We start from the raw sequence: 13,254 nt of genomic DNA on the forward strand, positions 1-13,254 counted from the left end.
GTCCCGGTCAGGGCACGAGCGCACCGAGGACGCCGCCCCAGGTCGTCATCGCCTGCTGGAGCGCCGAGCCGGAGGCGGCCGCCGCCTGGATGCCGCCGATGATCGTGCGCAGGACGCCCGCGCGCCGCTCCGAGGGGTCCTTGACCGCTTCCTCGGACAGGTAGGTGACGTTGTCGAGCAGCTCGGTCCGGGTCGCCTCGTCGAGGTGCGCATCGGCGAGGACGGCCTCCTCGACCGCCTTGAGCGCCTGCGCGGTCTGGGCCTGCCCGGAGGCCGCGACAGCGGCGATCACCGTGTCGGTGTTGTGGATCGTCTGGGCGAACTGCCCGCCGTTGACGGTGGAGTTGTTGAAGTTGAACGTCGTCCCGGTGCTGATTTCCGGCTGGCCGGACGCGGCCGCGTAGTCGGGCATGCCTTGAATGACCTTTCCGAGGAATTCGGTGCCGAAGCCGACCGCCACGCAGGCGACGGCGTACGGGTTGTCGATGAAGCGGTTGTCGAGGTGGTCGAGCGGCCCGGTCGACTCCAGGAACCGCTCGCCCATCTCGCGGTCGCCGAAGTGCTGGAGTTGCTCCCAAGCGTCGGTCCGCCAGGCTTTCGCCTCGGCGAGGCCGGCCGCCCGTGTCCACAGTCGGTTCCCGAGCGGTCGCGCGCGCTCGTCGAGCGCCCGCAGGTCCTCGGCGAGGACGCGGGCCGAGACGCCCTCGCGGAGCACCGCGTGTCGCAGCGGACCGAGCGCGGGGTCGAGGTCCCAGCCGATGTCCCGTGCGGCGGCAGCGGCGTACTCGCGGGAGACCAGGTGCATGAGCTGCGGCAGGTCGGAAAGGCGCTGCTGGTAGTGGACGACTTTCGCGGGATCCCGCTCGTGGCCGCTGAGGACCTGCTCCATCGCTTGGACGCCCTGTTCGAGCAGCATGGCGTCCCGGTCGGACGCCGCGGGGGCCGAGCGCATGAACGGCGAGGCGAAGTGGTGCGGGCGAATCAGGTTCACCCTGCACCATTCCAGGAACTGCGCGACGTACCCGCGCTGCTCGGGGCCCGGGTTCCAGGAGCCCGGCACCTCCCTGAAGCTCCGGACCGCGGCCTCCATGTGCGGGACGGAGACCCGGATGCTCTCGGCCTGCGCTTCAAGGCCCGAGCGCACGCGATCCCGGATCGACCGCTCGATCTCCGTCCAGGCATCGCAGAGGGATTCACTTGCCACGCGCCGTATTCTCCCACCCGCCCGCCGGGCCCGGGGGCGCCGGAAGCGGCGGCACCCGGCGCGACCGCCGCGCTCAGAGCCGGGCGTCTCCGGACTCGACATCTACGATCTCCACCGCATGAGTGTGCGAAGGCCGAATCGACCGACCGCGCAAGCGTGGTGCCCGGACCTTCGCGGCCGTGCCCGTCCACTGGTCGGCGCCTTGCTCGACCACCGCTGCGGTCAGCGGACCCCTGACGGGGCCGGCGACTCGCGGGCGAGTTCGAGCAGCGCACGCGCGGTGTCCGAGCCCGGCTCGGTCGCGTAGACGTCGACGCTGCAGCAGGCCGGCTCGTCGGGGAGCATGATCCGTTCACCGTAGAAGCGCAGTTCGCCCGCGACCGGGTGGTGCAGCGTGAAGACCCTGCCGATCACACGTCCGACCAGGTACTCCCCCCACAGCCGTGCGAAGTCCGCGCTCTCGGCCCGCATCCGCTCGATGTGCGCGATGACCTTCGGATCGGCGCGGAAATGTCCGAGGAGGGTGCGCAGGTGAGCGACGTGCTCGCGCGCGGCCCGCTCCCATCCGTCGCGGTGCAGTTCCCGCACATAGGGGTCCGTGAACAGCAAGTGCGTGAGGGTGCGGTCCTCCTCCGGCAGCGAGGGGAAGTCGCCGAAGACGGCCACCGCCAGCGGGTTCCATCCGACGATCTGGGTGTGGCGGCCGAGCATGAACGCGGGCGCGGCCTCCAGCGAGTCGAGGAGGTACCGGGCTCCCCGGTGCGAGTCGGGCGTGGCCTGCCTGAACTCGCACGCGGTCGGGCGGCGCGCGATCTGGCGCAGGTACTTGGATTCGTCCGGGTCGAGGCGCAGCGCCGCGCTGACGGCGTCCAGGACCTCGTCCGAGACGCTCTGGCCGTTGCCCTGTTCGAGCCGGGTGTAGTGGGCGATGCTGACTCCGGCCGCCAGCGCGAGCTCCTCACGTCGCAGGCCCGCGACCCGGCGGACGCCGCCGAAGTCGCGGAGGCCGACGTCCTCGGGACGCAGGCGGGCGCGGCGCGATTTGAGGAACTCGCTCAGCTCGGTCCGGATGTCCATGGCCGCAACTCTACGTCGCGGGTATGCGCGGGTGATCAGACCGTGAGTACGCATCTCACGGATCTGGCTGCGCCGCAAGCAGGACCGCATAATTGCCGGGCGGCGTCCGACGCGCCGCGGGAATCATGGAACGGAGAACCTCATGGCTCGGACGCTCGGCGTCATCGGCAGCGGCAACATCGGAGCGGCGGTCGCGCGGATCGCCGTCGACGCGGGGCTGGACGTGATCCTCAGCAACTCGCGGGGCCCCGAGACCCTCGCTGACCTGGCCGCGCAGCTCGGCGACCGCGCCCGCGCCGCGACCGCGGCGGAGGCGGCGCAAGCGGCGGACCTAGTCCTGGTGTCGGTCCCGTTGGCCGCCTTCGGCAGGCTCCCGTCCGAGGCGCTGGCCGGGAAGACGGTGCTCGACACCGCGAACTACTACCCGCAGCGCGACGGCAGCCTGGCCGTCCTCGACGACCGGGAGCTGACGGAGAGCGAGCTCCTCCAACGCCACCTTCCGGGCGCGCGAGTAGTCAAGGCGTTCAACAACATCACGGTCGGACCGATCCTGAACCTGCCGCGGCCCGCCGGAGCGTCCGACCGCTCGGCGCTTCCGGTCGCCGGCGACGACGCCGCCGCCAAGGCCGAGGCGACCGCCCTGCTCGACCTGCTCGGGTTCGACGCGGTCGACGCCGGCGCCCTCGCCGACAGCTGGCGCAGCGAGCCGAACACGCCGGTCTACGTGACGCCCTACGTCGGCGACATCCCCAGGCTGGACATGGCGGGCTTCCGCGACTGGATCGCCGCCCGGCCGGCGATCCCCGTCTCCGCCAAGGAGATCGCCGAACTGGTCGAGGGCGCCGAACGACAGAACCCGGCCGACACGAGGTTCCCCTTCGACGTCTGATCGCGGCGCTCGCGGCAGAGGGATCCGCGCCCGCTTCCGGGCCGGTTGAACGGGGGCGGGCCCGACCGCGTGAAGACGACCGGCTCGCGGTGTCCGGGCGGTCCGGGCCCGGTAGTCTCCGAGGACGACACGGGGCGGACGGGGGCCATGGCGAAGCGAGCAGCGCACGAGCAGGTCACGATCAGGAACCCGATCGAGCGCGCCTCCTGGGCCTGGGCCGGGATCGGCCTGGTGATCGCGGTCGGGACGGTCCTGTGGATGATCGCGGCGGGCGGCGAGACGATCATGGTCCGCGACCGCTACGTCTGGATGTCCGAGACCGAGGCGTACGCCTGGCAGCCGCCGCTCTACCTCGGCCTCGCGCTCCTCGGCTACCCGCTGGTCCGCAGCCTCATGCTCCTGCGCCCGCTCCCCGCCGCCCGCCTCGACCCCGCCGGGATCACGCTCCTGGACGGCGCGAAGGTCCGCGCGAAATGGGCCGAGGTCGACCGCATCGTCCTGTGGCGCCAACGCGCCAAGCGCTTCGGCGTCGAGTCCTGGGCCCCTCGGATCGGCATCGTCCGGCGCAGCGAGCGCACCGACAACTTCCGCAAGGCCGCCGAAGCGCGGCACTGGACCGCCGCCGACCTCCGCGACAACGGCGTCCCCGCCTGGCTCCCCGGCGGCATCCACAAGTGCAGCGCCCGCCTCCACCCCGCCCGCGCCGGGGCGCTCGCCGCCGCCGTCGCCCGGTTCGCCCCCGACCTCCAAGTCGTCGACGAACGCGAACCCGACCGCCGCGCCCCCGTCCCCCCGGCCTGAAGCCCGCCGCGACGGCCGGCGCTATGCGGCCGAGGGGTTGCGCCGCGTCCACGCCCCTTCGAGCGCTTCCTTCCGGATCGCGGTCAAGCCGCGGGCGATGGCCGGGCGGTTCGCGCTGCCGCGGCGCACCGCGGTGAACAGGCGGCGGGTCGGCACCGGGTCGCCGTGGATCGGCACGCGCGCCACTTCGTGCTCGACCGGGATCGGGACCAGGCGCGAGTACAGCGTGACCCCGAATCCGGTGCACACCAGGCCTGACGCGCAGAAGTAGGTGTCGGCCCGGTGCTGGATCCGCGGCGCGAACCCGGCCGCCGCGGTGGCGTGCAGGAACAGCTGCTCCTGGTCGGCGCAGGAGGGCATGCTGACCCACGTCTCGTCCGCGGCCTCGGCGAGGCGCACGCTCTTGCGCTCGGCGAAGGGGTGGCCGGCGGGCACGAGGAGGTCTTCGACGTCGTCGATGAGGAACTCCTGCTCGAACCGGCGGTCGCTCGGCGCGGGCGTCAGGTCGGTGGGGCTGATGACGGCGATGTCCGCCTCCCCGGATTCGAGCATGCGGAACGCCTCGTCGGATTCGACTGCGGCCAAGTGCATCTGCACGCCCGGCTCCGCCTCCCGGAGTCGCTTGACCGCCGGGGCGATGAACGCCGAGATGGTGCTGGAGAGGCCGCACACCCGGATCGCGCCGCTGCGGCCCGCCGTCAGCGTCTCCAGTTCCGCTTGCGCGCGTTCCCATTGCGCGAAGAGCACGTCGGCGTGTTCGAGGAGCAGTTCGGCGGCCTCGGTGAGCCGGACGCGGCGGCCCTGCGGCTCCAGCAGCGGGAGCCCGGTCTCGCAGGCGAGCTGCTTGAGCTGGTGCGAGACGGTGGACGGCGTCAGGTGCAGCGCGATGGCCGCGGCCGTGACCGTGCCGTGCGAGCGGAGCACGCGGAGCGTGTGGAGCCTGGGATCGATCATGCGATCTCCTCACAAGGTCCCGTGAAGAAACTTTCGTTGCTTTCTCACGAATCTAGCCCGACCGTTGGTATATGACCAGAAACGAGGACCGACAGGACGCCCCCTGCCCCCTGTGCGAACTGCGCATGGCCGAGACGCAGCGCGTGGTCTCGCGCCACGCCACGTCGAACGGCACTGTCGTCTACGCGCGCTGCGACTGCGGGCGCCTGTCCGTCTGGCTCGTCCGCGCCTCCGCGGAGACGATCCTCTGACCGTCAGTCGGACGGCCGCTCCCTCTCGCCGCCCGCGACGGCCTCTGACCCGCGGCGGTCGCCCTCACGCGGCGGTGATGCGGATGCCGGTCTCGGCGGCGAGGGCTTCGATGAGGCGGTCCTGGAAGTCCTGGTCGTGGACGGATTCAAGGGGGTCGCGGCGGGCCTTGTGGTACCAGTAGCCGCCGGTGGTCAGCGCCTCGGCGTCGTCGCTGACGGCGAGCCACTCCTGGGTCCGGTGGCCCTGTTCGAGGTCGTCGGGCGCACCCGGCCCGCCCATGCGGGTCGGGACCCAGCCGGGGTCGACGGCGTTGCCGACCACACCCGGGCGCAGTCGGTCCATGGCGGCGGCGAGCGCGGTGATGAAGAGCTTGCTGTCCGAATAGGAACCGGCGGTCCGCCCGCGCCAGTCGGTGTCCTTCAGCGCGGCGGCACTGCCGCTGTAATGCGAGCCCGAGGAGAGGTAGACGAGGCGCTTCGGCCGGGTGAGCAGGGCGGTCAGCAGGTATGGCGCGATGACGTTGACCGGCATGACCGCCCGGCCCGACCACACCCCCGCGTTGTGGATGACCGCGTCCAGTGGCTCGTCCCCCAGCTCCTCGGCGATGCGGAGCACGTCGTCGCGCTCGGCGAAGTCGCCGATGACCACGGCCGCCCCGCGCTCGGCGAGCGGATCGAGGACGGCGGCTCGCGATCGGTTGCGGGCGTGCACGATCACGTCGTGCCCTTCCGCCTGGAGGGTCTCGGCTGCGGCGCGCCCGAGACCCTCGGCCGACCCGGTGATCAAGATGCGGCTCATATTCGCTCCTTTGATCGGAAGCCGATTGCACAGGCCTCCGATGGTAGGCCCGAGGCGGCCGGACCGGGAGGCACTGGCAGTACACGGCTCGAAGCCGCACGGCGGTGCGGCTAGTCGAGCTGGGCGCTGATCATCGCCTCGATGTCCTGCCGCCCTTGGGTTCCGAGGGCGGAGCCGAGCGAGGCGGCGAGGCGGTCGAAGGGGTCCTGCAAGGGCAGCGCGCCGAGCCGCGCCGCCAGTTCCGCCTGGGTCCAGGCGGTGCCTTCCGGCTCGATCCCCTCCCCGAGCTCCCAGCCGCGGACCGGGGTGACCGCGCCGCCGCGCACCGACAGGACCTGCCCGGTGAACGCGCAGTCGGGACCGACCAGATAGGACACGAGCGGCGCGACGACGGCCGGGTCCTTCGGGTCGGGGCCGTCCGGGGCGTCGTCCATGCCGGGGACGCCGAGGGTGAGTCGAGTGCGGACCATCGAGGGGACGACGCAGTTGACGCGCACGCCCAGGCGGCCGAGTTCGAGGGCGTGCACGGTGGTCATGGCCGCGACCGCGGCATTCGCCGAGGCGTAGTTCGACTGGGTCGGCAGCGGGTTGTAGAGCCCGGAGCCGGAGGCGGTGTTCACGATCGCGCGGCCGGCCCGGTCCCCGGCGTCCCGGCGGCGGCGCCAGTGCGCGGCGGCCCAGCGGCTGACGGCGAAGGCGCCCTTGAGCTTCACGGCGACGACGCCGTCGAACTCGGCTTCGGTGAGCCGCTCCAGTCCCTTGTTGACCTCGGTGGCGGCGTTGTTGACGACCGCGTGGAGGTCGCCGAACTCCGCGACGGCCAGCGCGACCATGCGTTCGGCGGCATCCCAGTCGGTGACGCTGCCGGTGTCGGCGACCGCGCGGCCGCCGCGGTCGCGGATCTGGGCGGCGACGGCTTCGGCGACGCTCGCGTCGCCCCCGTGGCCGTCGACGGCGACGCCGGGGTCGTTCACGACGACGTTGGCGCCGAGCGAAGCGAGGTGGAGGGCCTCGGCGCGGCCGATGCCGCGGCCTGCTCCGGTGACGAGGACCGTGCGGCCCTGCAAGTCGTTCATCGCGGGTCTCCTGTCTGCATGCGGTGCTTGCGGAACGAACATATCAATGCACCTGGTCTATAAGTATACCGGGTGCATTGATATTCGGGGTGCACTATGCTGGCCGGGTGCCGGAGGAGACGGGGCGCCGCGAGCGCAAGAAGCAGCAGACCAGGCGGAACCTGATCGAGACGGCCGCGCGGCTGTTCGCCGAGCGCGGCTACGAGGCGACCGGCGTCGCCGACATCGCCGAGGCGGCCGACGTCAGCAAGCGCACGTTCTTCCTGCACTTCCCGACCAAGGAGGACGTCCTCATCAGCGACGGCCGGGCCCGGCTCGACCTGGCGCTGCGGGTGATCGAGGAGCGCGAACCGGACGCGCCGCTGCGGGACGTCCTCGCCCGGTCCCTGACCGCGATGATCGACGACACGGCCGCCCGCGACCTCCCGAGCGGCATGGCGGCGCTCCGCGCCCGCCTCATCGCCGACTCCCCCGCCGTGCGGGCGCGCCTCCTGCACGCCGTGTTCACCGCCCAGGCCCGCATCGCGGAGGCCCTGCACGAGGCGTACCCGGACGTCCTCGACCGCACCACCGCCCCGAGCATCGTCGGCGCCGTCGTAGGCGCGGTCAGCGCAGCGGCCGTCGCAAGCCTCCAGGACGGCGACTCGGCGGCCGAGACGACCGCGGCGATGCGCCGCGCGGCAGAGATCGGGCTGTCGGCACTGGACGCACTCGGCGAGTGAAGTTCGGGCCTCATTTGGGGCTCATCGGGGCGAACAGCTCGTGCACAGCGCCCGCGCAACGCCCGCGCAACGGCCGCGACGGGAAACGCGATTGCCTCGGAGCGCGCCTCGATGACACGCTGCGGGGCATGGCCTCCCCGTATGAGATCCGCGCCGACTTCGACGCCCGCACCATCGTCGTCTACCAGGCGTATGCGCCCGCGATCGCCGATGCGGCGCTGCGCGCCGGGCGGTTCACCGCGCCGTTCTCGTTCAACCGGATGACGTGGATCAAGCCGTCGTTCCTGTGGCTCATGCACCGCAGCAACTGGGCCCGCAAGTCCGGTCAGGAGCGCATCCTCGCCGTGCGGATCACCCGGGACGGCTGGGAGGAGGCGCTCGCGAGCGCCGCGCTCACCACCGGCGATCCGGCCGCGCTCGCCAAGGCCGCCGTCCACGTCCAGTGGGACCCCGAGCGCTCGGTCCGCGGCGCCGCGCTCAACCACTACAGCATCCAGGTCGGCGTCGGCCGCCACCTGATCCGCGCCTTCGCCGAGGAGTGGACGGTGTCCCTGACCGACCTCACGCCGCAGGTCCGCAAGGCGGCCGACCTGATCCAGAGCGGCGGCGCCGCGAAGGCGCAGCGCCTGCTGCCGCCCGAGCGCGCCTACCCGCTCCCGGCCGATCTGGAACGGCGCCTGCGCCCCTGACACCCCGGTCTTGACAACGCTCCACGATGTGCGACACCGCTCGAAGGGCTACCGGTATTCGTTGAAGCGCAGGGTGTTGCTGAACGGGTCGGTGACGGTCATGGAGCGGGCGTTCCAGGGCTCCGTCTCGATGCCGGGGTTCAGGTTGGGGTAGTCCTTGGCGCTGAGTTCGCGGTGGAAGGCGTCGAGGCCGGTCATGGGGACGAAGACGACGGTGCCGGGGCTGCCGTCGCCGTGGTGCTCGCTCAGGTGGAAGACCGTGCGGCCGCGTTCGATCTGCATGTAGAGGGGCAGGCCGTCCTCGAAGCGGTGCTCCCAGGCGAGGGTGAAGCCGAGGTAGTCGAGGTAGAACTCCCTGGCCTTCTCGACGGAGAAGATCCGCAGGACCGGGGTGGGGGCCTGCAAGGCGATGCCGTCCGTGTTCTGGTGCTCGACCGCGCTGAGTTCGGCGGCGAGGATGTTCCAGTTGCCGAATCCGAACTGGGCCGCCACGATTTCGAGGCTCTGGCTGTGGGTCACGTCGGCCAGGCCGAGGCGGGCCAGTTCGGCACGGAGGGCCTTGGCCATGGCCTTGGCGTCGCGGAAGTCGCGCATGATGTCGTCCTTCGTAGGGCGAAAGCCGTGGTCAGTGCCTGCGTTGCTGACGGGTTCGCCACTGGGAAGGGTCCGAACCGGCGCGAATCGCGATGCGTTCACCATGCCCGAGCGGGCGCAGGCGGCCGGCCGCATCAGCCGCAGCCGAGTATAGCGGGCAAGAGTAATCGATAATTCCCATAGGATAAGTTGACTATGGGCGCGGCCCGGCATAGGCTGGTGCCGCGCCATAGCCGTCTCATCTCAGGGAGCCCCATGGATTCGTGTTGCGCCCCAGGACGTCCCGTGCGCTCGTCAGGTCGAGCGCCTGCGGCCGCCGCGCTCGCGGTCCGGGCCGCGGACTTGATCGGGCTCGACGGCGGGGTCTTCCTCATGGGCGCCGAGGACGGCATCGGGCATCCGAAGGACGCCGAGGGGCCGGTGCGGCGGGTCGAGTTGTCGCCGTTCCGGATCGCGGCCACGACGGTCACGGTCGAGCAGTTCGCCGGGTTCGTCGACGCGACCGGGTACAAGACCGAGGCCGAGGACTTCGGATACTCGTTCGTGTTCGACGGGTTCCTCGACCCGCGCATCGCCGAGGTCTCGCCGCGCGTCCCGACCGCGCCGTGGTGGCGCTCGGTCGACGGCGCCACCTGGCGGGCCCCGGAGGGCCCCGGCTCCGACACTGAAGAGCGCGGCGACCACCCCGTCACCCACGTCTCCTGGAACGACGCGCAGGCGTACTGCGCCTGGTCGGGCACGCGCCTGCCCACCGAGGCCGAGTGGGAGTTCGCCGCCCGGGGCGGGCTCGAACAGGCCGTCTACCCCTGGGGCGACGAGTTCGAGCCGGACGGCCGACACCGCGCGAACATCTGGCGCGGCGACTTCCCGAGGGAGAACACCGCAGCGGACGGGTACCTCGCCACGGCTCCCGCGAAGTCGTTCGAGCCCAACGGGTTCGGCCTGTACAACACGGTGGGGAACGTCTGGGAGTGGACCGCCGACTGGTTCGGTCGCGACCACGCCCCCGGCCTCGACCCGCGCGGCCCCGAGCAGGGGCGGGCCAAGGCCATGCGCGGCGGCTCCCACATGTGCCACGACTCGTACTGCAACCGCTACCGGGTCGCGGCCCGGTCCGCGAACACCCCGGACAGCTCCAGCGGCAACGTCGGCTTCCGCGTCGCCGCATAGCAATCGACCACAACTGAAGGACTCCCCATGTCGAACCGCACCTCCCGCCGCGCCGTCCTCGCCCTCGGCGGCGCGATCGCCGGGACGGCGGCCCTGCCCGCCGCAGCCGCAGCCGCAGCCCAGGACGCCGAGCGGCCGAACATCCTCTGGCTCGTCGCCGAGGACCACAGCCCGTTCCTCGGCGCGTACGGCGACGACCAGGCACAGACGCCCACTTTGGACGCACTGGCCGAGCGGGGCATCCTGTACGCCAACGCCTTCTCCACCTACCCCGTGTGCGCTCCGACCCGCTTCTCCATCATCACCGGGAAGGCCCCCGAGTCCTGCGGCCCCGCCCACCACATGCGCGCCTCGGGACTGCGCCCCGACTGGCTCCTGGGCTTCCCGCAGTACCTGCGCGAGGCCGGGTACTACACGTCGAACAGCAACAAGACCGACTACAACACCGACATCGACCTGGCCGCGACCTGGGACGCCAACGGCCCCAACGCCTCCTGGACGGGACGCGAGCCCGGCCAGCCGTTCTTCGCGATCTTCAACCACATGACGACGCACGAGTCGTCGCTGTGGTCGAGCGAGCCCACCGGCGTCCACGACCCCGCCGACGCCGAGCTGCCCGAGTACACGCCGGACACCGTGAACACCCGCGCCGACCGGGCCCACTACTACGACAACATCACCCGCGTCGACGCGCAGGTCGCCGACCGCCTCGCCGAGCTCGAAGCCGCGGGGCTCGCCGAGGACACTATCGTCTTCTACTACTCCGACAACGGCGGCGTGCTCCCCCGCTCCAAGCGCTATGTCTACGACTCGGGGCTGCGGACCGCGCTGATCGCCGTCTTCCCCGACAAGTGGGCGCACCTCGCGCCCGCCGAGCCCGGCGCGGTGGTCGCCGATCCGGTGACGACGCTCGACTACGCGCCCACGGTCCTCGAACTCGCCGGGCTCGACGTCCCCGGCCACTTCGACGGGACCTCGCTGCTGGAGGCGCGCCGCCGCCCCGAGTACGCCTTCGGCGCCCGCAACCGGATGGACGCGCGGTACGACTTCGTGCGCACCGTCAGGGACGGGCGCTACCGCTACATCCGCAACTATGCGCCCCACCGGATCTACAACCAGCACGTGGCGTACCTGTTCCAGCAGCTCGGCGTCCTCGACTGGGAGCGGCTCCACCTCGACGGCGCGCTCGACGAGGTCCAGGAGCGCTGGTGGCGGCCCAAGCCCGCCGAAGAGCTCTACGACCTGGAGACCGACCCCGACGAGGTCGCCAACCTCATCGACGAGCCGCACCTGCGCCGTGTGCGGCGTCGACTCGCCGCCGCTCTTGACGAGCATCTGATCGCCGTGCACGACAACGGGTTCATCCCCGAGGGCGCCGCGGCCGAAGGGTACGACCAGTCGCGAGCGCGCGGGGCGTTCCCCATCGAGCGGGTCAAAACGCTGGCGGACTCGGCGATTCAGCGCAAGCGGTCGAACACGGCGAAGTTCACGCGGGCGCTGAACGACGGCAACGAGGTGGTGCGCTACTGGGGTGTGCAGGGCCTGCTCATCCTCGCCGCCGCGGACCTCTTGCGCCGCGACGATGTCGAGGACGACCTCCAGGCGGTCCTGGGCGACGCCGAGGAGATCCCGCAGGTGCGCATCGCCGCGGCCGAGACCCTCGCGCGGCTGGGACGCGGCGGCGAGGCGGTCGACTACCTCGCCGGCGTGCTGGGCGACGCCGACGCGCCGGACCCCGTGCGGCTCCAGGCCGTCGAGGCCCTCACCTGCATTCCGGCCGAGGACGCCGCCGCGGCGCTCGACGTGCTCGACGCCGTCGCGGGCCCCGAGACCGGCACCTATATCGGCATTGCCGCCAACTACCTCCGCTTCGTGCTCCGCGGCGAGTACGCGCCCACGCCGGAGGTCCAGGCCGCGATCCTCGGCCTCGCCTGACCGCGTCGCTAACCTGAAGCGGCCGCGGTGAGCCGCTTCAGGTGCGCGTCGCGGACGGCCGCGGACTGGCCCTGGACGAGGCAGAACTGCGCCGCTCGGGCGAGGAGCTGGGCGCGGTCGCCGGCGGCGATGCCGTGGCCGGAGCGGGATGCGGTGAGCGCCCGGGTCAGGGTGCCGAGGGCCTCCAGGACCGTGACCTTGAGGGCCAGGCGCTCCTCGATGCGGTGCGGCCCTTCGGTGTCGGCGGCCTCGTCGGCCAGGCCGTAGGCGTGGGCGCGGAACCGGGCGATCTGCGGGCGCCAGGCGGCGGCGCACTCGCGGGCGGCCTCGTGGGGTTCGGCGTCGAGGTCGCGCAGGACGGCCTCGGCGAGGCCGAAGAGGTGGGGGCGGGCGTCGCCGGAGAGGGCGGCGTCGGCGAGGCGCCATTCGTCGAAGGACTGCACGGAGAGCACGTTCTCGTCGGCGACGGGGACGCGGTCGAGGCGCACGCGCTCGGTGCGGCTGCCGGTGACCGTGCTCAGGCGCAGCGGGGTCGCGATGGTGCGGTCGGAGACGGGGACGAGCGCCGTGACCACTTCGGCGGTGCCGGGATCGACGGCGGCGACGGCGAGGACTTCGCTCAGGCCCCAGCCGCTGACCCAGGACAGGGTGCCGTCGAAGACCCAGCCGCCCGGGGTGCGGGTCGCGGCGACGTACCGGTCGGGGTAGCGGCGCACGTCGCTGATGCCTGCGCCGCAGAGGATCTCGCCGCGCAGCAGCCGCTCGGCGAGCGGTGAGGGCCCGGAGTTCAGGTTCGCGGCGAGGCGGCCGACGAACGGCGCGTGCTGGGCCCACACGAGCCAGGTGTTGAAGCAGGCCCCGGACAGGATCTCGTGGAGGAGCCGGTCGGCGTCGCGGTCGAGCCCCGCGCCGCCGAACGCGGCGGGCGCGAGGTGGTTGAGGACGCCGAGGCCGCGGAGCCGCTCGATCGTGGCGGCGGGGACCTCGGCGGCGTCGACGTCCATCGCGGCGGGCCGCAGCTCCTCCTCCGCGTACCGCGCGACCGCTGCTATGACCGGGGCACCCGCGACCGTCGTCATCCTCTGCTCCTCAC

Annotated in this window: 14 protein-coding genes; 7 read left to right on the top strand and 7 right to left on the bottom strand. The window is 72.2% G+C overall.

Annotated features, from left to right (window positions below; all coding sequences use genetic code 11):
- Positions 1-7: 7 nt before the first annotated feature.
- The gene (locus tag B0I28_RS18450) at positions 8-1,204 is read right to left on the bottom strand and encodes a hypothetical protein (protein ID WP_146148158.1); all 1,197 of its coding nucleotides are present in this window, start codon (positions 1,202-1,204) and stop codon (positions 8-10) included.
- 222 nt (positions 1,205-1,426) lie between these two features.
- Positions 1,427-2,281, bottom strand: coding sequence for a helix-turn-helix domain-containing protein (locus B0I28_RS18455; RefSeq protein ID WP_181245855.1), 855 nt, complete (start codon positions 2,279-2,281; stop codon positions 1,427-1,429).
- Between the two features lie 142 nt (positions 2,282-2,423).
- On the opposite strand from B0I28_RS18455, the gene B0I28_RS18460 reads away from it, so the two are divergent.
- The gene (locus B0I28_RS18460; protein WP_106365314.1) at positions 2,424-3,170 is read left to right on the top strand and encodes an NADPH-dependent F420 reductase; all 747 of its coding nucleotides are present in this window, start codon (positions 2,424-2,426) and stop codon (positions 3,168-3,170) included.
- Positions 3,171-3,317: 147 nt separating this feature from the next.
- Positions 3,318-3,971, top strand: coding sequence for a hypothetical protein (locus B0I28_RS18465; RefSeq protein WP_106365315.1), 654 nt, complete (start codon positions 3,318-3,320; stop codon positions 3,969-3,971).
- A 21-nt stretch (positions 3,972-3,992) separates the two neighbouring features.
- On the opposite strand, the gene B0I28_RS18470 is transcribed toward B0I28_RS18465, so the two are convergent.
- On the bottom strand, positions 3,993-4,925 hold the full coding sequence (locus tag B0I28_RS18470) for a LysR family transcriptional regulator (RefSeq protein ID WP_106365316.1): 933 nt from the start codon (positions 4,923-4,925) through the stop codon (positions 3,993-3,995).
- 71 nt (positions 4,926-4,996) lie between these two features.
- On the opposite strand from B0I28_RS18470, the gene B0I28_RS26925 reads away from it, so the two are divergent.
- Positions 4,997-5,176 carry a hypothetical protein gene (locus B0I28_RS26925; RefSeq protein ID WP_146148159.1) on the top strand — a complete coding sequence of 60 codons (180 nt, stop codon included), beginning with the start codon at positions 4,997-4,999 and terminating at the stop codon, positions 5,174-5,176.
- Positions 5,177-5,240: 64 nt separating this feature from the next.
- On the opposite strand, the gene B0I28_RS18475 is transcribed toward B0I28_RS26925, so the two are convergent.
- Both B0I28_RS18475 and B0I28_RS18480 read right to left on the bottom strand, forming a co-directional pair.
- The gene (locus B0I28_RS18475) at positions 5,241-5,975 is read right to left on the bottom strand and encodes an SDR family NAD(P)-dependent oxidoreductase (RefSeq protein ID WP_106365317.1); all 735 of its coding nucleotides are present in this window, start codon (positions 5,973-5,975) and stop codon (positions 5,241-5,243) included.
- 110 nt (positions 5,976-6,085) lie between these two features.
- Positions 6,086-7,051, bottom strand: coding sequence for an SDR family NAD(P)-dependent oxidoreductase (locus B0I28_RS18480; RefSeq protein ID WP_106365318.1), 966 nt, complete (start codon positions 7,049-7,051; stop codon positions 6,086-6,088).
- 107 nt (positions 7,052-7,158) lie between these two features.
- Here B0I28_RS18480 and B0I28_RS18485 point away from each other — a divergent pair, with 107 nt between their 5' ends.
- Positions 7,159-7,773: a TetR/AcrR family transcriptional regulator gene (locus B0I28_RS18485; protein WP_106365319.1), complete on the top strand. Its 615-nt coding sequence runs from the start codon at positions 7,159-7,161 to the stop codon at positions 7,771-7,773.
- 128 nt (positions 7,774-7,901) lie between these two features.
- Complete coding sequence (locus B0I28_RS18490; RefSeq protein WP_106365320.1) at positions 7,902-8,462, top strand: DUF4291 domain-containing protein; 561 nt, start codon at positions 7,902-7,904, stop codon at positions 8,460-8,462.
- A gap of 48 nt (positions 8,463-8,510) precedes the next feature.
- On the opposite strand, the gene B0I28_RS18495 is transcribed toward B0I28_RS18490, so the two are convergent.
- On the bottom strand, positions 8,511-9,056 hold the full coding sequence (locus B0I28_RS18495; protein WP_106365321.1) for a glyoxalase superfamily protein: 546 nt from the start codon (positions 9,054-9,056) through the stop codon (positions 8,511-8,513).
- 255 nt (positions 9,057-9,311) lie between these two features.
- Here B0I28_RS18495 and B0I28_RS18500 point away from each other — a divergent pair, with 255 nt between their 5' ends.
- Positions 9,312-10,226, top strand: coding sequence for a formylglycine-generating enzyme family protein (locus B0I28_RS18500; protein ID WP_106365322.1), 915 nt, complete (start codon positions 9,312-9,314; stop codon positions 10,224-10,226).
- A gap of 27 nt (positions 10,227-10,253) precedes the next feature.
- Positions 10,254-12,161 (top strand): sulfatase-like hydrolase/transferase, encoded by a 1,908-nt coding sequence (locus tag B0I28_RS18505; protein ID WP_106365323.1) that lies wholly within the window; start codon positions 10,254-10,256, stop codon positions 12,159-12,161.
- A gap of 8 nt (positions 12,162-12,169) precedes the next feature.
- Here B0I28_RS18505 and B0I28_RS18510 read toward each other — a convergent pair whose 3' ends face one another.
- The gene (locus B0I28_RS18510; protein ID WP_106365324.1) at positions 12,170-13,240 is read right to left on the bottom strand and encodes an acyl-CoA dehydrogenase family protein; all 1,071 of its coding nucleotides are present in this window, start codon (positions 13,238-13,240) and stop codon (positions 12,170-12,172) included.
- Positions 13,241-13,254: the final 14 nt, after the last annotated feature.

It is taken from the genome of Glycomyces artemisiae (genome assembly GCF_003002955.1).
Taxonomy (GTDB): domain Bacteria; phylum Actinomycetota; class Actinomycetes; order Mycobacteriales; family Micromonosporaceae; genus Glycomyces; species Glycomyces artemisiae.